This window comes from Psychromonas antarctica, assembly GCF_022267535.1.
Lineage (GTDB): Bacteria > Pseudomonadota > Gammaproteobacteria > Enterobacterales > Psychromonadaceae > Psychromonas > Psychromonas antarctica.
Map to the genome: position 1 here is coordinate 1 of NZ_JAHNZV010000044.1, position 21878 is coordinate 21878.

The following is a 21878-nucleotide window of genomic DNA, read 5'->3' on the forward strand; positions in this document are numbered from 1 at the left end:
GAGATGTTTTTTGGCCTGAGAAGTTACTTATCGAGCTGTAAAAAGCAGGGTGTCAGTGGTTCCACAGCTCTTGCTCTATTGTTAAATGATATGCTACCAAATATATTTACCCCTGCTGAGTAGTTACGATTTTGCTTACAAAAATAGAGGCTTGAATCTTATCTATGGAAGTTCACCAGAAGAGGCTTATAAGTTATTACAACTGCATTCTGATATTGCTGTCATCTTACTTGATATTGTCATGGAAAATGATAGCGCCGGTTTAAACTGCACAAGGTACATTCGTGATGTTATGCAAAATAAAACGGTCAGAATTATTTTGCGTACAGGGCAGTCAGGAAAATCGCATATCCGAGATGTTATTCGCTTATATGATATCAATGGCTACTTAGAAAAAAGTAAATTGACGACTCAAGATTTTGAAATTGCGATGATAACCGCCTTAAGATCTTATGATGATATCTGTACTATTGGTCACCTTTCAGTAACTAACGATGCGCTTGAATCTTTAATTAAAGCGCGAACGGATGATCTATACAATACTAATAACCTGCTGCAAGAGAAAATCAAAGAGCAAGCGATAGCGCACAGAAGGCTACAGCTAAATGAAGCCCGATTAGCTGAGGCGCAACGCATTGCGCGTATTGGACACTTTGAATGGTCTATTTTTGACGATACTGTTCTGTTATCTGATCAGCTTTGCTTAATATTAAATATGCCTGCTAGTTATGCAAATCATACTCTTGCTGAGTTTATTGAGTTGGTTCATTGCGAAGATAAAACACTCGTACTCGCAACTATAAATAAGGCCATTAAAGAGAAAAAAAGCTACGATATTGAGCATCGATTGTTACATAGCAAGGGGGCGACTTGGTTTGTTCGTCATCAAGGCGATGTAACGCTTAATGCAGCACAACAAGTGACTTATATTGTTGGTACCCTACAGGATATTACCGAACGTCGATTAGCTGAAATGGAGATGCGTAAACTTTCAACCGCAGTTGAACAAGCCGCTGATGGTATTATGATAACAAACAGCATGGGAGTGATTGAGTATGTGAATACAGCCATGCTCAATATGACTGGTTATGATAAAAGTGAGTTACTGGGCGCGACGCCTAGAATACTGAAATCAGAGAAACAGAGTGCTGCATTTTACAAGCGTCTTTGGAAAACTATCCAACAAGGAAAAGTATTCAATGAAATTGTAATCAATAAACATAAAACAGGGCGTTTATACTTCGAAGAAAAAACCATTACACCGCAAAAAAATAACCAAGGGGTGATCGTGAATTACATCTCTTGTGGGAAAGACATAACTGAGCGGATGGAAGCGCAAGAACGTCTTCAACATTTAGCCCACCATGATGCATTAACTGGTTTACCTAATAAATTATTATTTAAAGATCGCCTTGAACAGGCAATTGGACGCGCGCAATGGAAAGAAACAATCATTGCTGTTTTGTTTATAGATATGGATCGTTTTAAAATAATTAATGATACGTTGGGTCATAATATTGGCGACCTATTACTGCAAGAAATGGCTGTCAGACTAGTTGCGTGTTTACGGAAAAACGATACGGTTGCGCGTTTTGGCGGAGATGAGTTTGCCATTATTCTCAATGATATTGCGACCAAAGAGGATGTTATCAAGCAGGTAGACACGATATTGAGTAAGTTAGCCGTTATGTTTGAATGTGATAGTCGGGAATTATTTGTTACGGCTAGCATTGGTATAAGTCTTTTTCCCGAAGATGGTGTAAACACGCAAACCTTATTGCAAAAAGCGGATGCCGCTATGTACCTGGCTAAAAGTAAAGGTAGAAATGCCTTTCAATTTTATGCCATAAAAGATGAACAGAGGGCCATCGATAGATTAAGCTTAGAATTAAGCTTACGTAGAGCATTAGAGCGTGATGAATTTAGGCTTTTTTATCAACCTCAACTTAATCTCTCTAATTGCAAAATTGAAGGATATGAAGCCCTGTTGCGATGGCAGCATCCCGAGCTTGGATTAGTTTCCCCAATCAATTTTATTCCTATATTGGAAGAAACGGGGATGATTATTCCTGTTGGAGAATGGGTATTGAGGACTGCCTGTGAACAAGAACAAAGTAACCGTGATATGGGATTCTCCCCCAAGAAAGTTGCTGTCAATATTTCCATCCGCCAATTTAAGCAAAAGAATTTCGTGCAGATGGTTGAATGTATCTTGGCTACAACGGGATTAGATCCGCATTATCTAGAACTGGAAGTCACTGAAAATTTATTAATAGACAATATGAAAGAAACCAGTAAAAAATTACAGTTACTCCACCATATGGGACTTTCATTTTCAATTGATGACTTTGGTACAGGGTATTCATCAATGAACTATTTACGCCGATTGCCCTTTGAACTGCTCAAAATAGACCGTTCGTTTATTATGGATATCACTTCGAGTCACGATGATGCGGCTATTGTCACTGCGATGATTACGTTAGCACACTCTATGGGGGTTGCTGTTATTGCAGAAGGTGTTGAAACAATCGAACAATTGAGCTTCCTTGATAATTTGGGATGCGACTCTATTCAAGGATTTCTTTGTAGCCCACCTTTACCAATGAAGGCTTTTAATGCGTTGGAGGTCGACCAATACCATAATTGGAAAGAGTATCTTATTCACTGTGAACGATAGTGTGAGCTTCTTATTTTCATCTATTAGGGGAATATCATCTCCTCTCAATTGCATTTTTGTTCGAATGGAATCGAGCAGCATTTGATTAATCGCTACATTTAACAAGGTCATTTAAATGTTTTTTATGGCGAGCATATTTTATATTTGCAGCTAACCATTTCACTTTTCAAATTTTTTTTATAAAATAGCGAATAAATGGAGAAAAGAAAGCGCGTCGGCGTACTGTTCCCCTGCCTTTTTAATTGCCCTCATATTAAGAGAACTTAATGTTATTAGAACCTTATTACACTAAACATGACAATATTGTGCGTATTACAGCTGAGCAAGCGAGTTCTTTTGCTAAGCAACAATGTCATGATTTTAACCCTATCCATGATCCTGATAATAAACGTTTTTGTGTACCAGGAGACTTGCTTTTTTCACTGGCTTTAACTACATATGGTGTCAGTGAGTCGATGAGTTTTACTTTCACTAATATGCTTGGTAGTGGCGTTGGATTGGTGTTTCCTGAAACAGATAGTGAGCATATAGTGATTACTAATGAGCAGGGGAAAAGTATTTTAGAGATAAATAAAAAGGGAAATACTAGCTATGATCCGGTGTTAATCGAGGCGTTAATAAAACACTATGTGGTTTTCTCTGGACAAAATTTTCCAACGTTATTGATGCCATTGATGAAAAAACATAATGTGATGTTCAATCCATCGCGTCCATTGGTTATGTACAACAGCATGAGCTTTGAATTCGACACATTACAGCTGAGTAATCCACTGCACGTTGAATTGGCTGATTGCTACTTCGAAGTTGATCCTAAGCGTGCTAATAATTTTCTCCATTTTAATGTTTTTGATGGCGAGAAAACCATTGGTCGTGGCATTAAGAAAATGGTTGTTGCCGGGTTGAAACCATATCAACATGAAGAGATCACTGCATTTTCAGAAGCTTATGAAGCGCGTCGCGCTGCATTTTAAAAGGATTCGGTTTTTCAAGCAATTTCACTCTTTTGAGTGAAATTGCTTCCTCATTCGATCATCTGAATACAGTTAATTTCCCGCAAACGATAACACTTTGGCAGGTTATAATTGAAACTGTATGGAGAGTCCTACATAGGTCTCATCGGCGCTTTTATTTATGACGGGCATAAGCAAATATTGGTCTGAAATATAAGCTCCAATGGCCGACCCCAATGCGTGTGAGGCCGCATCCATAAATGCATTATTAAAATCGTTGCTGCCGTTAGCATACTCATAATATTGAGAAATAGCCCCCAATGCGCTACTTACGGTAAACCCCACCCATGCTCTATTTTGTTCTGGCCAGTAATTATCTGTGAGAGTGACGAGAGTACCCGCCATAATCGCGCCTCCGGCGAGATGACTGAGTTCACTATTAACATTCATTGATCCATTCGCAAATAGAGGCGGATGAAACAACACTAAAAAAGCGGCTAAAAATATTTTCTTCATTATTTATCCCAATTAATAGATGTATAAAATCAAAATATATATAATATTAAAGTGACAAATAAAGCTTAGCTTAAGCGGATAAAAGTGTTCATTTTTGTTGTCTTTTTTTTAGCGCTAGGCAAAGAGTACAATAGCTAGTTTAAGAAAATAGAGAGATAAACAGCCTCAAACGGTTTGTCAATAACTCCTTTTTATTTGCTCACGATTTTCTTTACCAGCAGTAGAGCCGTTTCATGTTGGGCATGGACAAAATTGCGGATGGCAAGATCCGCCAATGCCTGCTTCTCCTCAAGCGTATTAATTTTGACTATTAAGTTGGCTTCTGGGTAATAGCTGAGTACGGCCTGACAAATGATTCTTTTAGTCCTCACAGTGTTAACCGTAATAATAATGCTAGATGACTGCTCTATTTTTAATGATTCTAATACCGGTTGTTTATCTAAATGGCCAAAATAAGCTTTATAACCACGCTTCCTTGCTATTAATACGTGTTGTAAATTATCTGAAATGATTAAAAAACTAACACCTTTTTTTTGCAGCTCTTTTGCCACTATTCGGCCTAGTGTTGCAAAGCCACAAATGACTGTATGGTTGGTTATCTTTATCGGGGTTATTTTATCTGATTCATAAAATTCGACTACAAATAAAGCGGCAATTTTATAAATATGGTTAACCATAAAGGGGGTGACCAGCATCGATAAAACGGTCACTAAAATAAGGGTGCTGCCGAGTTGCTGGGAGATAATCTGTTGACTGGTGGCCAGTGAAAAAATAGCAAATGAAAATTCGCCAATTTGGCAAAGTGCGATAGCCGATTTAATCGAATCACTCTTGTTGGATTTATGTCGGATTAGAAAATAGACAATCAGCGATTTTATTAGCATTGTAAAAACCAATACGGCAAATACTAAATGAAAATGAGAAATAAAGTAATAGATATCTATTTTCGTGCCGATCGAGAAGAAAAACGCACCCAATAACAGATCTTTATAGGAAGCGATATCCGATTCTACTTTGACATGATAAGTGCTTTCGGCAATGATCATACCTGCAATAAAAGCACCTAGAGAATAGGTAAATCCCATCTCATGTGCTAACAGCGATGCCCCAATCACAATGGTCAATAGAGACACTAAAAAAAGCTCCTCGAGCCGCGCATTCGATGAGAAACGTAATAACCACTCAATAATCTTTTTACCCAAAGTGAACATAAAAACGATCACTAGCGTGGCGGAGATAACTGTCTTAAATAACACATCAGCCAGTGATAATTCATCATGGGCTAAGAAACTGATGAGTAATAAAATCGGAATCACAGCGAGATCTTGAAAGATCAATATAGCCACTGATTTTTCACCATAGGGAGTAAGAATATCTTTTGATTTTTTTAGGTAACTTAATACAATTGCTGTTGAGGATAAGCTAAAAGCCAGGGCAACAATAACAGACGAAGTGCTGTCTATATTAAAAATATAATAAGCAATGAAATAGATAATCAGAGCACTTAATGAAACTTGTAGAAAGCCATTGAAAAAAATAATCTCTTTCATTTTCTTTAGCTTAGCAAAAGACATTTCGAGTCCAATGGTAAACATCAGAAAAACGATGCCGAATTCGCCAATAAGATCCAATGACTTTAGGTTTTCACTGTCCAAATCAAAGGCTGTACTGATAATGGTACCGGTAATAACGTAGCCAATAATATGTGAGACAGAGCATTTTTTTAAGACCAGATTGAGTACACTGGCGATAGCTAATGAGATGAAAATTATGAGAAGAACGGAGTCCATTTTGCTGCCTCTAAAAATGATAAGCATTGAAAAATCAATTGCATGATGAAAATTCTACAGCAACTATTTGTTTTTAATTAGTAATATTTCACTCTATTGTCGCGCAAAGGCTCCCTTGCGATCAATCATCCATATTAACTTACGCAAAATAGAGACCAACTAATCAGTAATGTGAAAATTAAATATTATTGTTATTTATCAATTAATTACGATTTTATCTTTACACTTAAATATGACTAGGTTGATGGCTATTACGAAGTACGCGCACTACAGAGGTGCGTAAACGACCTCAGTGGTTTCTACCCAGCGTTATAGTTGTTGTTTTACAGGTTATAGTGGTGCCTGGCTTGACTCTGATTATGGTGATGTAAAGTAACGCGAGTTGTTGCTGTGTAGGAAACAATTAATCAAGCGGCAGCAATGCACTGTAGATAAGCATATGCTTAAAGGATTCTGATTTTTTGACACTCTTATTATATTTATAAAAGCTTATTCTAAGGTGCAACAGAGGCAACTAAAAAAATGCGCATTTCGGCTGTTGCAGTAGAAAGCTGAAGATCGCTCATTCACTGCTCTAAAAGTCGAAATTGCGTGGTGGGGATTTTGACTTGCACCACGCCTCAATGTCTAACAATAAACGGCTATGGGCTCTTTTTAGTGGGTAATAATGCGCTGGCAGCAATAAAAATAAAAATAGCGCAATAAATAGCAAAACTAACAATTAACCATTGTGGCATGGAGTAACCGAAAAACTGCCAAACTATATCTGCACAATCACCCGTTGGATTGAATAACCAAGGTAACCATTGGTGAAGTGGTGCCCAGCTTGGGAAGTTAGGTAAAAAATCACAGGTAGCAAAGGGAGATGGGTGCAGTTGATAATGAGTATGTTCGATAGCCAATAATAGTCCCCAAGTAGCGCTGATTGCCCAACATAAAAAAGCGCTACAGCGAATAAATAAGTTCCCTGGCGCACTCGCACCGATTAAACCCGCAAATATAATACCTAACATAGTAAGGCGTTCATAAACGCACATTACACAGGGACTTAACTTGAGCACATGTTGGAAATATAATGCACATAGTTCCAGTATTAATGCACTTGTTGCAAGTAGTAACCAAGGCCAACGGTTTTTTGAAATGTTTTTTAGAGTAGAGCGCACAATTGATTCCTAAATTTTATGATTAATTCGATTTGTAATAATATGCCAATTTACCAACTAATAGATACGATTACAGGATAAGTGAATTTATTATCTATTAAAAATGGTTGTAAGGATAATAACATTTGTCCAGCCAGATAATGACTGTGGTATTATAAAAACACAATAAGAAATAGGCAGAATATAAAATGATAATGAAAGTAAAGGGGCCTGCAGATGTTGCTGAGCAATATCTGATTGAATCTATTTGGAACGGCTCAATTGCAATCAATTCAGTATTACCCGCTGAACGTTTGCTTGCTGATAAAATAGGGGTGACCCGAACTACTTTGCGCGAAGTTTTACAGCGATTATCAAAAGACGGGTGGATCACCATACGCCATGGTAAAGCGACGCGGGTTAATGACTTTTGGGAAACCTCCGGTCTAAACATTCTGAGCACGCTAACCCGCCTTGACGTGGCACGACGGAGTGATTTTATTGATCAATTAATGTCTGTTCGTACTAATATAAGCACCATTATTTTACGTATGGCTGCTAAACATAATAACCAAAGTGTTCTGCGTTTTTTAGAAGATGTACCATCACTCGATGCGAGCAGTGAAACTTTTACAGAGTTTGATTATCGCTTCTACCACCATGTTGCTGTTTCATCTAATAATATGATTTACGTGCTGATTTTAAATGGTTTGCAAGATCTTTACCGAAAAGTAGGGACTTTTTATTTTTCCAATATGGAAGCTAAATCAATAGCACTTGCTTTTTATGCTGAAATAAAAACGGTGTTAGAGCAAGGCGAATTACATCAAATCATGCAAATTGTTCGCGATTCTGCCTTTTCCAGTGGTAAAATATGGCTACGTTTACGTCATCAGTTGCCAGCTGATTTTTTAGATTAAATTAATCATTTCAGTTTCAGTCTCATTTTTATTACAGGGCCAATCTTTTGTTAAAAAAAAATATGATCAATCACCTGTCGGGTGTTCAAAAGCTATTTGAAGTGGGTATTATTATCACTTTTTTTATTGCTGTTTTTATTTCTATCTCCCTCGTTACTTTTTCTCCAATCGATCCGAGTTGGTCTCAGCAGCAGTGGGTTGCAAATATAGAGAATGCAGGGGGTAGAGGCGGTGCTTGGATCGCAGATATTCTGTTCTATACTTTTGGATTAATTGCCTATGTTGTCCCCGTCGTGATTACGGTTTTAGGATGGGCGTTTTTTTGGAAACCACAGTTTCGGCTTGATATAGATTTTTTGAATCTCGGATTGCGTATTATTGGTTTTATTTTTACCATATTTAGTACTTCTGCTTTAGCTTCTCTTAATTTTAATGATTTTCACTATTACCCGTCGGGTGGATTTGTTGGTGATGTTATTTCCCAAAGTATGCTGGGTTTTTTCAGTTTATTAGCGGTTAATTTAATTCTATTAACATTACTTCTTTCAGGGACAACCTTATTGCTGGGCTTTTCTTGGCTGCGATTAATAGATGGTCTGGGTGCTTCGACAATCAACCTATTTATTCGCTTATCTTGCCTACCAATGCAAATCAAGGATTGGAATGAATTACGCCAGCGTAATAAAGCCTTACGCCGCAATGAACAGGCCGCGCAATTACAGATGAAAAAAACAAGCAAACCCATCAGCACACCTAAAAAGGTACGCAGTAGCGCAGCGGATAGGGAAGATGTTCTCGATGAAATTGGAATATTTAATATCGATCATTTAGACATTGATGAGCAATATAATGATGCGCCATTTCAAAGTGAAGAAAACACCTCTGATATCGAAGGGGCTACGTGCGAAACGGGTGTGCAACAACCCCCCCTTAATGGGAAAAGTAACGTACAAGCTGCAGAGCCTAAAATTGATTTCTCGCATCTTCCTGACTATGCAAAACCGGTTATTACACGCAAAGTGGAAGCAAATTTAGCGCCTTTCCCGAGTGTGGATTTATTAGATAAACCGAATAAAAAACACAATCCTATCTCTCAAGAAGATTTAGACACGGCGGCCCGTTTAGTCGAAGCTAAATTGCTTGAATTTAAAATAAAAGCCGACGTGGTTAATGTGTTACCGGGTCCCGTTATTACTCGTTTTGAACTTGCCTTAGCCCCGGGTATGAAAGTAAGTACTGTTTCCAGTTTAGAAAAAGACTTGGCGCGCGCGTTATCTGCTATGAGTGTGCGTGTCGTTGATCAAATACCAGGCAAAGCAGTAATCGCATTAGAGCTTCCGAATAAATTTCGAGAAACTGTTTATTCATCTGAAGTGTTAGGATGTGAAACATTTAAACAAGCCAAATCGCCTTTGAGCATCGTGTTGGGAGTGGACATTTCAGGCGAACCTGTGGTGGTCGATTTAGGGAAAATGCCACACTTACTTGTAGCGGGTACAACGGGCTCAGGTAAATCAGTTGGGGTGAACTGTATGCTGGTAAGCCTGCTTTATAAATCGTCACCTGAAGATGTGCGCATGATTCTAATTGATCCGAAAATGTTGGAGCTAAGCGTTTACGAAGGTATCCCTCATCTATTGACAGAAGTGGTCACCGATATGAAAGAAGCCGCGAGCGCACTACGTTGGTGTGTCGGTGAGATGGAACGGCGGTATAAATTGCTTTCTGAAATCGGCGTACGAACACTCGCTGGATATAACAGTAAAGTAAAAGAAGCGAAAGAGGCGGGAACGCCATTAACAGATCCGCTTTGGAAAGAGGGTGATAGTATGGATGCCAGCGCCCCTGAATTACAAAAACTCCCGAATATAGTGGTGGTCGTTGACGAATTTGCAGACATGATGATGATTGTGGGCAAAAAATGTGAAGAACTCATTACGCGTATTGCACAAAAAGCACGTGCCGCCGGCATTCATTTAATTTTAGCAACACAGCGTCCGTCAGTAGATGTTATTACTGGCTTGATTAAGGCGAATATTCCAACACGCATCGCATTCCAAGTTTCAAGTAAGATTGATTCTCGTACCATTCTTGGCCAGCAAGGAGCTGAAACATTATTAGGTAATGGCGATATGTTGTATATGCCGCCCGGGGTTGGGGTTCCAATACGTGTGCATGGAGCATTTGTTGCCGATCATGAAGTACATAAAGTGGTGACAGACTGGAAAAAACGCGGAGCACCTAATTATGTTCAAGATATTCTTGAAGGCGATCTTAGCCTCGATATGTTATTGCCTGGCGAGGGGGGCGATGGCGACGATGAGATTGATGAATTATTTGATGAAGTGGTGGCGTTTATTACTGAAACCCGTAAAGTATCAATTTCTAGTATTCAGCGTAAATTCAGAATCGGTTATAATCGCTCCGCTCGTTTAGTTGATCAACTGCAAGCGCAGGGTGTGATCACCTCTCCCTCGGGGGCGAATAGTAGCCGCGATGTACTTGCCCCACCACCAGTGAAGGATTAATTAATGAAAAAATTTATCTCCCTATTATTTGTATTTTTGATAACCCCGCTTTATGTCCAAGCTGATGGGCAGACAGATGCTGCATTATTGAAAGAAAAACTGTCCTTGTTCAGTCAGATTAATGCTGATTTTTCTCAAGTCGTAACGAGCCCTGAAGGTAAAGTGTTAAATGAAAGTTGGGGGAAATTAATGATCTCTCGGCCGGGGAAATTTCGTTGGCAAGTTATAACACCAGAAGAGGAGTTAATTGTTTCTGATGGTAAAACAATGTGGTTATATAGTCCGTTTATTGAACAAGTCACCTTAATTAATTTGAGTGATGCAATAGAGGGGACTCCTTTTGTTTTACTTTCTGGTGCGAGCGAAAAACAGTGGGCAACGTATTCTGTGAAAAAAGAGGATAATAAATTCACAGTAAAAAATGCGGATCTGCGGTTACAGGGCAACACATTTATTTTTGAATTTAATCGGGCCGATAATATCAGCAAGTTTGTGGTGATCGAAGAGCAGGGACAACAGAGTGAGTTTAAGCTCAGTCACAAACCACAAACAACGACCTTAGACTCTAGTTTTTTTGATTTCAAAATCCCGTTGGGCGTAGAAATAGACGATCAACGTTAATGAAAGACTTGTTCGCATTTAATAATGATTTCCAGCCCTTAGCAGCGAGAATGCGGCCTAAAAAGTTTGCTAATTATATCGGCCAGTCACATATAATAGGTGAGGGAAAGCCGCTGCGTAAAGCGCTTGAAAGCGGTGCTGCACATTCAATGATTCTATGGGGACCGCCAGGAACTGGTAAAACCACGTTAGCAGAATTGATTGCTCATTACTGCCAAGCAGATGTACAACGACTTTCTGCGGTGACATCTGGTATTAAAGAGATCCGTGCCGCCATTGAAATAGCACAGCAAAATCGCGTGTCGGGTTTAAGAACCTTACTATTTGTTGATGAAGTACATCGATTTAATAAAAGTCAGCAGGATGCTTTTTTACCTTATATTGAGGATGGCACGATACTCTTTATTGGTGCTACGACTGAAAACCCATCATTTGAGCTCAATAACGCACTGTTATCACGTGCGCGAGTTTATCTTTTAAAGAAATTAAGCGAAACTGAGATTGTAGAGGTGATAGATCAAGCTTGTTTGTCAACGGAAGGCTTGGCTGAAAAACGGATACGCTTTACTGGTGATGTAAAACAAAAGCTTGCACAACTGGTGCAGGGAGATGCGAGAAAAGCACTTAATTATTTAGAGCTATTAGTCGATATGGCAGCTGATAATGGGGAACATCTGACCGTCGGTTTGGATCTGCTTATGGAAATAGCCGGCCGAGAAGGGGTGAGTTTTGATAAACAAGGAGATCTCTTTTACGATCTTATTTCTGCTTTTCATAAATCTGTTCGAGGTTCAGATCCTGATGCGGCGTTGTATTGGTTTGCACGTATGTTGGCAGGGGGATGCGACCCGCTTTATGTGGCTCGTCGGTTGTTGGCTATTGCCTCTGAAGACATAGGCAATGCCGATCCGCGAGCTATGCAGATAGCCATCAATGCATGGGATTGTTTTGCGCGTGTTGGTCCCTATGAAGGTGAGCGCGCTATTGCGCAAGCAATTGTTTACTGTGCATCTGCCCCGAAAAGCAATGCCGTGTATGTTGCCTTTGCTAACGCTAAACGAGCAGTCAAAGAGTTACCTGAATTTGATGTGCCACTGCACCTTCGAAATGCACCCACAAAACTGATGGCGGAACTTAACCATGGCCTCGGTTACCGTTATGCCCATGATGAAGATGGTGCATTCGCAGCTGGTGAGACGTATTTACCAGAAGCACTAAAAAACACTCGGTTTTATCACCCGAGCTCACGGGGATTTGAAAAGCAGATTTCTGATAAACTGAATTACTTACAGCAACTTAACTCACAAAGTATAAATAAACGCTATGAATAATATAATTACAAATGTTGCACTGGTTGCTTGTGGTGGTGCTTTGGGTGCGGCACTGCGATATTTAATTGCGATTGGCATGTTAAGCCTCTTTGGAAAAGGTTTTCCATTTGCTACACTTACCGTCAATATTTTGGGCGCGCTGATTATGGGTTCTATTTTTCAGCTCGTTCAGCAAGAAACAATAACCGCATCACCTTGGTGGCCGCTAATCGGCGTCGGATTTTTAGGAGCATTAACAACATTTTCAACATTCTCCATGGATAATTTACTGCTTTTACAGCAGGGGGAATTAATCAAGACGATGTTAAATATCGGGTTGAATGTTGTTGTCTGTATTATCGCCGCATATGTAGGCACTTTATTAGTTTTAAAGAGTTAGGGAAATATTATGTTAGATCCAAAATTTTTACGCAATGATATACAAGAAACAGCGAACAAATTAGCCACTCGTGGTTTTGTCTTAGATGTTGAACTAATGAATCAACTAGAAGAACAACGCAAAACACTACAAGTGACAACCGAGACATTACAATCCGAGCGTAACAGCCGCTCTAAAGAGATTGGATTAGCTTCAAAACGAGGCGAAGATATTACCTCGTTACGTCTTGAAATGGGTAAGTTAGGTGAAGAACTCGATGCTGCAAAAGAACAGTTTACAGCGCTAGCAGAGCAACTAAAGAACATCTCTTCTGCGATTCCCAATCTACCGCATGAATCGGTTCCGCTTGGCCAAGGTGAAGCTGGAAATATTGAAATTTCTACTTGGGGTAGCCGCAAAGAATTTGATTTTGAAGTTAAAGATCATGTTGATCTCGGCGAAGCTTTAGGGGGGCTTGATTTTAAATCGGCAGTTAAAATTAGTGGCTCTCGTTTTATTGTGATGCAGGGACAAATTGCAAAACTGCACCGTTCATTAGCGCAGTATATGCTCAACCTTCATACTAACGAGCACGGTTATACTGAAATGTATGTGCCGTTACTGGTGAATGCCGATAGCCTTTTTGGAACCACTCAGTTACCAAAATTTGGTGATGATCTCTTTAATACCAAACCGGCAACAGAAGAAGGTATTGGTATGTCACTGATTCCTTCCGCTGAGGTTCCGCTGACTAATATGAGTCGCGATATGATTTACGATGAATCTGAATTGCCGATAAAAATCACCGCTCATACGCCTTGTTTCCGCAGCGAAGCAGGCTCTTACGGCCGAGATACTCGTGGTCTGATTCGTCAGCACCAGTTTGACAAAGTCGAATTGGTACAAATCGTACATCCCGAAAAAAGTTTTGAAGCATTAGAAGAAATCACCGCTCATGCAGAGCAGGTACTTAAAAACCTTCAATTACCTTACCGTAAAGTTGTTTTATGCACTGGCGATATGGGCTTTAGCGCAACAAAAACCTATGATTTAGAAGTGTGGGTGCCGGCGCAAAATAGTTATCGCGAAATTTCATCTTGTTCAAATGTGGGTGATTTCCAAGCTCGCCGTTTACAAGCGCGATTCCGTCCTACTGGTGTTAAGAAACCAGAATTAGTGCATACCTTAAACGGATCGGGTCTAGCTGTCGGACGAACGCTGGTTGCGGTACTGGAAAACTATCAGTTAGCTGATGGACGCATTGAAATTCCGACTGTTTTACAACCCTACATGGGGGGGCTTACGCATATTGGTTAATTATTAATCGTGTTGAGTTAGTAATAAACAAGGTGGCAAATGTCACCTTGTTTATTTTTATTAGGCTAGAGAAAAGGCATTACTAATCGTCATTATAATCACTTAATACTAAGTTGGCAGCTGCAAAGGCGGCCTTTTCACGTACATCTTCAGGTAGCTTCCCGTCGGCAGCTATATTATCCAAAACCTTAATTGCACAGGTAATCGCTTTGGGCACATAAGCGGCGTCTCCACTGCCAATTTGGTTAATTAGTTTTTTAGTCTGTTCGCTGTATGGGTACATAATTTTTCTCTATTGTTAGTTGGTTATGTGACATTATTATAACTAATTAACAATAGATTAATGTAAATATTATTGTGTACAGTAAATAAAGCAGTTGCTCTTTGAATCTTCTCCAAGCTCATTTATTTCATCGAGCAATGCTTGATCGCAGTTTTTTAACCAGGTAACGACCGTTGCATAATTATTACTTTTAAGGGCTGTTTTTACTAACGCCACTGGATCCGTTATCTTGTTTTGCGCTAAGGTGATAACTCTACTTTTATGGATGCCTGCTTGCTGCAAAAAAGTAAAATTGGGTTTACCCGGCGGTGCAATAAAAAGAATCCAGCGTGGGTCATCATCTTCTGTGATATGTGTTAATAAAGCGCGGTAATTTTCTAAATCATAGGACAGATTTAAATATGGCGTTGTATTAAAGCTAGCTAATAAATTGCTTGTTTTTTTTTGTATTTTAGCTTGTAGTTGCACATAGTTTGATAACATCATAGACACCTGTATGTAAAAACACTGTATAAGATAACAGTACTTTTTTATTGCTCATTTTTCAAGCTTTATTTTTAAAAACAGGATCGAAGACTCGTTTTCGATGCTTTCAAATAGCAAAACTATAATCTTTAAAGTGTTTTATTGAGGATATTATTGTGTTTAGGGGCTACTGGTGCTGAAATTGCAGATAAGATAATTTGGAAATAGTAGGGCATGTAACGTAGTTAAAAAGCAGCAACAGCACATTGTAAAGATTGCTGTTGCTGCTTTTTTTAGTCTAAACGTTACAATTTAGATTTTGAATTTTGATAGGTTAGAGATCAGACCTGCACCAAGTTCGCCTAATCGTTCACTAGCATGTCGTGCACCTTGTGCATTGCTTGTTACATCATTGGTGATATTGAAAATTTCTGTAACATTGCGACTAACATCTTCAGCAACGGCGTTTTGTTCATCGGAAGCGGTTGCGATTTGCGCATTCATTCCACTAATTTGATCTATATTTGTCTGAATATCTGCGAGTGCGGTACTGGCATTCTCAGACTCTTTCACGGTTTTTTGTAAAGCGACCTGGCTCTCTTCCATCGATTCATTTGCATCAGAAGATGCATTTTGTAATTCATCAATTATTTTTTCTATTTCAGACGTTGAGTCTTGAGTACGTTTCGCTAAATTACGTACTTCATCTGCAACCACGGCAAACCCTCTTCCTTGTTCTCCTGCTCGCGCTGCTTCAATGGCGGCATTGAGTGCGAGTAGGTTGGTCTGTTCAGCGATACTTTTTATAACGTCTAAGACCGAGCCAATCGTCTCGCTCTTATCCCTAAGCTGGCTAATTTTATCTGCTGTAACCATCATATCTTTGCCCAGTAAATTGATTTGCTCGGCGGTACTGCGTACTACATCGCTACCAGTTTTCGCAAGTTGGCTACAAGTTTCTGTGCTTTTTGCTGTTTCGTTAGCATTTTGAGCGATCTCATTAGTGGTCAGAGACATCTCATGCAAGGCTGTAGAAGCTTGTTCTATCTCGGCTAATTGCTGCTGAGTCGCTTGTACATTATTAGACGCGCTGCTGATTATTATTGCCGATGTATTGTTCACTTCATTAGCGGTATCCATAACACCTTTGATTATGTCATGCAGTTTGATAATAAAACGGTTGAAACTATCTGCAAGTTGTCCAATCTCATCATTACTTTTGATGTCTAACCGGCTAGTAAGATCGCCACCACCAGAAGCAATAACTGATAATGCATCACCGACCTTACGCAAAGGTGCAACAACAAGTCGTGATAGGGTAAACCAGTTGGTTATCTGTAAAACGACTAACAAAATTAAAGCAATTGCAATAAAAGTGCTTTTAACCATTGTTAGCATCAGGTCATTGCTATCAGAGCGATAAACAATAGATAACTTGCCAATATTTTTATTGCCAGACCAAACGATCGGCACGTCTTTTAAGATAGTATCTTTAGCGACCGCTTGTTCATTCGTTTCAGTTTTTTCAGATAAGAGCTGATTGCGTTGATCATAAGCTGTTATCTTATGAATAAAAGGATAATCTTCTACAAATGCCCCAATAATATCGCCGATCAGTGGTTTATCGTAAGCAAAAATGGGTTCTGTCAACACAATGGCTAGGGTTTTTTGTGAGTCTTGAATTTCTTCTGCCTGCAGATCATTAAAGTAATTATGAGCCATAAAATAGCTTATGGAAAAAACCACTGCCATAATCAATAAGGAAACACTGCTGAGTAACAACATAGATTTTTTTATAATTGAATTCATATTTTTTTCTCTTATTATAAGCGAGTGGCATCTAACCAGAACTCTTTACGATCAATTGGAGTGTCTGGGTGCATCGCTGGGTTAGCAATTTTAATCACAGTACGGTTTTTGATATTGGTTTTAGATAATGCGTCTTTAATGAGCTGATTACTGAAAAATAGTTCATCAAAACTGCCATCGGCAATGGCCATTTCAAAACCTTGGTATAGTTTATCGTGTAGTGCTTGATTGTCCTTAGCAACGAAGAAGTACATTGCAAAGGGATAAACTAACATAAGTTTTTTTTCTACCGCGAGGTTGAGTTCTGGGCGTTCCTCAATTTCGCTCCAAGGTTCATGAATGGCGCGCGGGAAGTAGTCAAACCGTTCGCCTTCTAGCATTAAAAAAAGATTAGAGTATTTAAGTGTTGTGATGACAGGAATACCTGCATTTTTTAATATCTGCGTGTCTCCCCAAACGGTTCCCTGCCCTGCTTTTAGTTGCTTTAATTCATCAAGTGTTGTGATGTCATCAAAGCGAGCTTGATTTTCAGCTTTAATAGTAAAAATTCGATGTCCAAGTAATCCTTTTAAAATAGGTATCCTAACGGGCAATAATTCAGATTCTAAAGTCGGATCTACACCTGCCCACATGAGATCAACATTGCCTAATTTAATCTCTTCAACAAGACGCGATTGAGGTAATCCCTCTGAACGTTGACGGACTGTCGCAGCCGTGTCTGATTTGCTAAGAACCAATGAGAGGATATCGACGACAAGTTGCTCTTTTTCACCCGCAACTTTATTAATGACAATTTCGCTAGATTGAGCCTGTGTTGTTATTAAAAAGCTGAAGGCGAGAAGTAAAGTACCTAGCCATTTTTTTTGCTGCATATGTGCATGTTCCTATCTGTTTTTATGTGATCTGTGTTGCGCGCCGGATACCAAAGTATCTGAAAACGCTCGATTTAACGCATTGCTTTAATTAAAACTAGCTTATTTGGGATAAAACGCGCCAATTAAGAATATACTTAGCTCATTTTTTATTTTTCCGCCTCTTTTTTCATCAAAATTTGCTTCTTTTATTTGAACTGCATAAATTTATACCAAAGCTTAGCAGTTTTCGTGTATGGCGTTGTGACAATTTTTAGCTGTTAACCATTGTTTAAGTATTTGGAGATCAGTAAAAGTTAACGTTAATAAAGCACTTCAATTTTACTTGATACTAATTTAGCATTTTCGATCGCTTTTTCGGTGTTTTCACCACGTGCAATCGCGACACCTAAGCGACGTCTACCGTTGATATTTGGTTTCGCAAATAAACGTACTTGTGAACCTGCAACTAATCCTAATGCTTGGTTTAGTTTAGCAAACTTAATATCTTGTGATTGACCATTACCTAAAATGACACTTGATGCTGTTGGACCATATTGGGTGATAGTGCCGATTGGTAAACCTAAAATGGCGCGCACATGCAAGGCAAATTCCGACAGATCTTGAGATATCAGCGTGACTAAACCTGTATCGTGGGGACGTGGCGAAACTTCATTAAAGTAGACTTCATTATCTTTAACAAAAAACTCCATACCAAATAACCCATAACCTCCGAGTTCTTTAACTACCTTTGCAGCGATCTCTTGGGCTTTTTGCAATGCCAATGAAGACATCTTTTGTGGTTGCCACGATTCACGGTAATCACCATTTTCTTGGCGATGGCCGATAGGAGCACAAAAATGAATTCCATCAACAGCGCTGACCGTTAACAAGGTGATTTCATAATCAAAGGGGACAAAACCTTCTACAATAATACGTCCAGCACCGCTACGGCCTCCTTCTTGAGAATAGATCCACGCGGCTTCGAGATCTGCTTCTGACCTAATAACACTTTGGCCTTTACCTGAACTGCTCATTACAGGTTTAATGACACAGGGAAGGCCAATATCTTTAACGGCTTGTAGATATTCGTCTTTGCTGTCAGTAAAGACATAAGGGGATGTTTTAATCGCAAGTGTTTCAGCGACTAAACGGCGAATACCTTCTCTGTCCATGGTGAGCTTTGTTGCGCGCGCACTCGGCACAACATTAAAGCCCTCAGACTCTAATTTTATTAATGACGCGGTAGCAATTGCTTCAACTTCCGGAATAATAAAATCAGGCTGTTCAGCACGTACAATCTCTTCTAAACGCTCTCCATCAAGCATGCTGAGTACATGCGAAGAGTGAGCCACTTGCATTGCGGGCGCATTTTCATAGCTATCGGCAGCAATGACTTCAATGCCAAATCGTTGTAATTCAATGGCAACTTCTTTGCCAAGTTCGCCGGAGCCTAATAAAAGGGCTTTTGTTGCACTGTTTGATTTTGCACTGCCAAAAATTGAAATACTCATAATATTTAACTCATTGTTTAAATGAAAGGGGGCTTATTTGGAATGGCATAATAGCAGAAAAGGGGAGCGGGTTGGCGTAATAATATAAAATTAGGAGATAAAAATTCTCTGTAATTATTTGTTACAGAGGCAACTGGTTTTATCTTGTTCCCACCCAAAACATGGGAACAAGAGGAATGCTAGTTCAGTGTCGTTACAGAGTTTGCTCACCACCAAATAGTTCAATCACAGCGGGAATTAATTGTTTAATCTCGCCGGTCATTAATGCAAAATCAGCATCAAAACGTGCAGCAAAATCATCTTTATCAATATCTTCATTTTGCTCTTGCAATACATCTGCAAATTTAAGGCGTTTGAGTGCAAATTCTTCTCCCATTATAAATGAAATACTATCCGCCCAATTGAGTGCTAATTTGGTGACAAATTTATCTGCTGAGAGGTGATTTTTTATCTCATCAGAGAGCAGATCTTGTTGTTTACAGCGAATAATACCGCCGCCCTCTAATGCCGAACATAACTCAGCTTCGTCTTCTAATTTGAAATTAGCGGGGATATTACCTTCGACTAACCAATCGGTCATAATTACGTCAGTTTGATTTTTAAGTTGGATAGGCACAACAGGCAAGCTGCCTAATGATTTTCTAAGTAGTGATATTAGCTCTTCTGCTTTACGCGCGCTTGATGCGTCCACATAGAACATCCCTGATTCAGGATCAATCCATGCGTAGGTTTGAGATGTACGACTAAATGCGCGTGGCAAAAGCTGCATCACGATCTCTTCTTTTAAACTGTCTTTTTCTTTTTTCTTAACCGCGCGACCTTGTTCAAGTTCTATTGCTTCGACACGTTCACTAAGCTGATCTTTAATAACGCCTGCGGGTAGCATTTTTTCTTCTTTTTTTAGACAGATAAGGATCTGCTTGGTCGCCGAATGTGTGTACATTGAACCTGATTTCCCCATTGGGAATACCCAACCAAGCTTCGATATATCTTGGCTACCGCAGCTTTTAAATCTAAATTCCTCAAGATTTTTTTCTAATGCATCCGCATCTTGTTCAAGCGGACGGGTAAAACGATAGACTTGTAGGTTTTTGAAAAACATGAAATACACCTTTGACAGAGAAATAAAATAGAAAGATAGTGTAAATGATTTTATATAAACCAGCAAAGCTTGGTTTTTCTGTGACTAACTTCACTTTTTATTTTAAATAGGCTTTAAATTGACTGTTGAGGATCGGTTTCATTATTCGGTTAAGTTACAATACGTTATCTTTGTGACTTTGTAGTGATTTATTGAAAAGTAAGTTTTCCTGTCGTTCAAAGATAATTTGTAATTTATAAAAGAGATTCTTCCATCGCTTGTTATATACCGATTACACCTTAATACAGTAAAGGACATGCTGGATTCTAATATTTTAAAATATCAGCCATCTTAATCAAAGGTGGGCCTTTAACAAATATTTACTTGGATTTATTTCATGACAAAACTGTTTAGCTACCATCAGTATATCTTTACTGCTTTTTTCTTATTTTATCAAATCGGCATAGTGAGTAATGCACAGGCGGGTTCACAATCTTCGAGTTTTGATTCAAATGAACTGCCAAGCCTCGATTTAGATGATCTGCTGGCTGCTGATGTGCAAGTGACATCTGCCATGAAGCGCTTGCAGAATGTGTCAGAAACTGCTGCATCTATCTATGTTTTGACCAGTAAAGAGATAATGCAATCAGGTGTCACCTCTGTCGCACAAGCTCTTAAATTAGTCCCCGGTATGCAGGTTCGTCAATTAGATAATAATCAATGGGCTATCACGTCTCGGAGTACTGCTGGCCGTCACTCAAGTAAACTGCTAGTAATGATAGATGGACAGAGCATTTACAATCCTGTTTTTGCCGGTGTCTATTGGGAAGCTCTAAATATACCTTTGTACGATATTGAACGTATTGAGGTTATTCGCGGTCAAGGCGGGTTATTATGGGGCAGTAATGCGACCAATGGTGTTGTTAATATTATTAGCAAACATACGGCTGATACGCGTAGTTCATTGGCTCAAGTTGAAACAGGCTCTCAGATAGATAGCAAAGTAAACTTTAGAATAGGTGGCGATTTGGCGAACCATAGTTCATTTCGTATTTTTGGTGGTTTTGAAGAAACAGATGAATCCGCAAAAAACCGTGTTTATTTTCCCCCAAACGATGATGGGGAAAAGAAGAGTATCGGCGGGCGGGTTGATTTAAATTTTAACGAAGATACCTCACTGCTTGTACAAACTCAGTATACCCATATCGATATGGGGCAAAATTTAAAACTAGCAAACTTAAATACGCATCAATCAGAGTATATTGAAGATCAATATACACGCGAACATGTTCAGCTAATGACAAGGTTAGAGCACAGATTATCCCCCGTTTCTAACCAAATGTTGCAAGCTTCAATCAGTTCCCAACAAGCTGAACAGCTCTATTTTAAAGAAGATTTTCTTATCACTGATATCGATTATCAGATGAACACTTTAGTGAATGATATCCAATTTGACTGGGGGGTGAATTATCGCTATAACGATATTTCAATAGAAGATACGGATTATATTACCAGTATCGCTCATATTGATTCATACAATCAATTTGGTGGATTCTTGCAGGCTCAATTCAATATTATCCCTGATAAACTCAAATTAATACTCAAGTTTCGGGATTCAAAACAAACAATAAAACCCAAATAACTCGATGATTTTAAAGAGGTTGATGTCTCATTGTGGTAAAATACTTGTTAACTAGACAAAGGATAATACAACAAGAGACATCG

Annotated in this window: 18 protein-coding genes; 9 read left to right on the forward strand and 9 right to left on the reverse strand. The window is 39.1% G+C overall.

The genetic code is table 11. From position 1 onward, the window contains the following. Positions 1-151 precede the first annotated feature (151 nt). Together KSO91_RS10445 and KSO91_RS10450 are read left to right on the forward strand one after the other, a co-directional pair. Positions 152-2677, forward strand: a complete 2526-nt coding sequence (locus KSO91_RS10445; protein WP_238742947.1) for a two-component system response regulator — start codon at positions 152-154, stop codon at positions 2675-2677. 266 nt (positions 2678-2943) lie between these two features. Beyond that, complete coding sequence (locus KSO91_RS10450) at positions 2944-3648, forward strand: DUF3581 domain-containing protein (protein WP_238742948.1); 705 nt, start codon at positions 2944-2946, stop codon at positions 3646-3648. 105 nt (positions 3649-3753) lie between these two features. Here KSO91_RS10450 and KSO91_RS10455 read toward each other — a convergent pair whose 3' ends face one another. From KSO91_RS10455 to dsbB, 3 genes are all read right to left on the reverse strand, one after another. Next, the gene (locus tag KSO91_RS10455; RefSeq protein WP_238742949.1) at positions 3754-4143 is read right to left on the reverse strand and encodes a hypothetical protein; all 390 of its coding nucleotides are present in this window, start codon (positions 4141-4143) and stop codon (positions 3754-3756) included. A gap of 191 nt (positions 4144-4334) precedes the next feature. Then, positions 4335-5933, reverse strand: a complete 1599-nt coding sequence (locus KSO91_RS10460) for a cation:proton antiporter domain-containing protein (protein ID WP_238742950.1) — start codon at positions 5931-5933, stop codon at positions 4335-4337. 641 nt (positions 5934-6574) lie between these two features. After that, entirely contained in the window at positions 6575-7096 is a 522-nt protein-coding gene (gene dsbB, locus KSO91_RS10465) for a disulfide bond formation protein DsbB (RefSeq protein WP_238742951.1), read from the reverse strand. A gap of 188 nt (positions 7097-7284) precedes the next feature. On the opposite strand from dsbB, the gene fadR reads away from it, so the two are divergent. The 6 genes from fadR to serS all read left to right on the forward strand — a co-directional run bounded on the left by fadR (position 7285) and on the right by serS (position 14150). Then, entirely contained in the window at positions 7285-7995 is a 711-nt protein-coding gene (gene fadR / locus KSO91_RS10470; RefSeq protein WP_238742952.1) for a fatty acid metabolism transcriptional regulator FadR, read from the forward strand. 62 nt (positions 7996-8057) lie between these two features. Continuing rightward, positions 8058-10523: a DNA translocase FtsK gene (locus KSO91_RS10475; RefSeq protein WP_238742964.1), complete on the forward strand. Its 2466-nt coding sequence runs from the start codon at positions 8058-8060 to the stop codon at positions 10521-10523. A gap of 3 nt (positions 10524-10526) precedes the next feature. Further along, positions 10527-11144 (forward strand): outer membrane lipoprotein periplasmic chaperone LolA, encoded by a 618-nt coding sequence (gene lolA / locus KSO91_RS10480; RefSeq protein WP_238742953.1) that lies wholly within the window; start codon positions 10527-10529, stop codon positions 11142-11144. Further along, a complete protein-coding gene (locus KSO91_RS10485) occupies positions 11144-12475 on the forward strand; it encodes a replication-associated recombination protein A (RefSeq protein WP_238742954.1) in 1332 nt (443 codons plus the stop codon). The genes lolA and KSO91_RS10485 overlap by 1 nt, the downstream gene beginning before the upstream one ends. Next, positions 12468-12854 carry a fluoride efflux transporter CrcB gene (crcB, locus tag KSO91_RS10490; RefSeq protein WP_238742955.1) on the forward strand — a complete coding sequence of 129 codons (387 nt, stop codon included), beginning with the start codon at positions 12468-12470 and terminating at the stop codon, positions 12852-12854. Before KSO91_RS10485 ends, crcB begins: the two co-directional genes overlap by 8 nt. Positions 12855-12863: 9 nt before the next feature. Further along, entirely contained in the window at positions 12864-14150 is a 1287-nt protein-coding gene (gene serS, locus KSO91_RS10495; protein ID WP_238742956.1) for a serine--tRNA ligase, read from the forward strand. 82 nt (positions 14151-14232) lie between these two features. Here serS and KSO91_RS10500 read toward each other — a convergent pair whose 3' ends face one another. From KSO91_RS10500 to rdgC, 6 genes are all read right to left on the reverse strand, one after another. Further along, positions 14233-14433: a YaeP family protein gene (locus KSO91_RS10500; protein ID WP_238742957.1), complete on the reverse strand. Its 201-nt coding sequence runs from the start codon at positions 14431-14433 to the stop codon at positions 14233-14235. A 69-nt stretch (positions 14434-14502) separates the two neighbouring features. After that, the gene (locus KSO91_RS10505; protein WP_238742958.1) at positions 14503-14919 is read right to left on the reverse strand and encodes a SulA-like leucine-rich domain-containing protein; all 417 of its coding nucleotides are present in this window, start codon (positions 14917-14919) and stop codon (positions 14503-14505) included. A 291-nt stretch (positions 14920-15210) separates the two neighbouring features. Next, a complete protein-coding gene (locus KSO91_RS10510) occupies positions 15211-16707 on the reverse strand; it encodes a methyl-accepting chemotaxis protein (protein ID WP_238742959.1) in 1497 nt (498 codons plus the stop codon). 14 nt (positions 16708-16721) lie between these two features. Further along, the gene (locus KSO91_RS10515) at positions 16722-17579 is read right to left on the reverse strand and encodes a transporter substrate-binding domain-containing protein (protein WP_238742960.1); all 858 of its coding nucleotides are present in this window, start codon (positions 17577-17579) and stop codon (positions 16722-16724) included. 302 nt (positions 17580-17881) lie between these two features. After that, positions 17882-19072, reverse strand: a complete 1191-nt coding sequence (gene purT, locus KSO91_RS10520; RefSeq protein ID WP_238742961.1) for a formate-dependent phosphoribosylglycinamide formyltransferase — start codon at positions 19070-19072, stop codon at positions 17882-17884. Between the two features lie 193 nt (positions 19073-19265). Further along, positions 19266-20174 (reverse strand): recombination-associated protein RdgC, encoded by a 909-nt coding sequence (gene rdgC / locus KSO91_RS10525; RefSeq protein ID WP_238742962.1) that lies wholly within the window; start codon positions 20172-20174, stop codon positions 19266-19268. A gap of 376 nt (positions 20175-20550) precedes the next feature. On the opposite strand from rdgC, the gene KSO91_RS10530 reads away from it, so the two are divergent. Next, the gene (locus tag KSO91_RS10530; RefSeq protein ID WP_238742963.1) at positions 20551-21795 is read left to right on the forward strand and encodes a TonB-dependent receptor plug domain-containing protein; all 1245 of its coding nucleotides are present in this window, start codon (positions 20551-20553) and stop codon (positions 21793-21795) included. The last annotated feature ends 83 nt before the right edge of the window (positions 21796-21878 follow it).

Coding starts and splice junctions, on each gene's coding strand:
- lolA (WP_238742953.1), top strand. CDS start 10,527: ATGAAAAAATTTATCTCCCTATTATTTGTATTTTTGATAACCCCGCTT.
- crcB (WP_238742955.1), top strand. CDS start 12,468: ATGAATAATATAATTACAAATGTTGCACTGGTTGCTTGTGGTGGTGCT.
- serS (WP_238742956.1), top strand. CDS start 12,864: ATGTTAGATCCAAAATTTTTACGCAATGATATACAAGAAACAGCGAAC.
- KSO91_RS10510 (WP_238742959.1), bottom strand. CDS start 16,707: ATGAATTCAATTATAAAAAAATCTATGTTGTTACTCAGCAGTGTTTCC.
- KSO91_RS10515 (WP_238742960.1), bottom strand. CDS start 17,579: ATGCAGCAAAAAAAATGGCTAGGTACTTTACTTCTCGCCTTCAGCTTT.
- KSO91_RS10460 (WP_238742950.1), bottom strand. CDS start 5,933: ATGGACTCCGTTCTTCTCATAATTTTCATCTCATTAGCTATCGCCAGT.
- KSO91_RS10455 (WP_238742949.1), bottom strand. CDS start 4,143: ATGAAGAAAATATTTTTAGCCGCTTTTTTAGTGTTGTTTCATCCGCCT.
- KSO91_RS10475 (WP_238742964.1), top strand. CDS start 8,058: ATGATCAATCACCTGTCGGGTGTTCAAAAGCTATTTGAAGTGGGTATT.
- rdgC (WP_238742962.1), bottom strand. CDS start 20,174: ATGTTTTTCAAAAACCTACAAGTCTATCGTTTTACCCGTCCGCTTGAA.
- KSO91_RS10505 (WP_238742958.1), bottom strand. CDS start 14,919: ATGATGTTATCAAACTATGTGCAACTACAAGCTAAAATACAAAAAAAA.
- purT (WP_238742961.1), bottom strand. CDS start 19,072: ATGAGTATTTCAATTTTTGGCAGTGCAAAATCAAACAGTGCAACAAAA.
- KSO91_RS10500 (WP_238742957.1), bottom strand. CDS start 14,433: ATGTACCCATACAGCGAACAGACTAAAAAACTAATTAACCAAATTGGC.
- fadR (WP_238742952.1), top strand. CDS start 7,285: ATGATAATGAAAGTAAAGGGGCCTGCAGATGTTGCTGAGCAATATCTG.
- KSO91_RS10450 (WP_238742948.1), top strand. CDS start 2,944: ATGTTATTAGAACCTTATTACACTAAACATGACAATATTGTGCGTATT.
- KSO91_RS10530 (WP_238742963.1), top strand. CDS start 20,551: ATGACAAAACTGTTTAGCTACCATCAGTATATCTTTACTGCTTTTTTC.
- KSO91_RS10485 (WP_238742954.1), top strand. CDS start 11,144: ATGAAAGACTTGTTCGCATTTAATAATGATTTCCAGCCCTTAGCAGCG.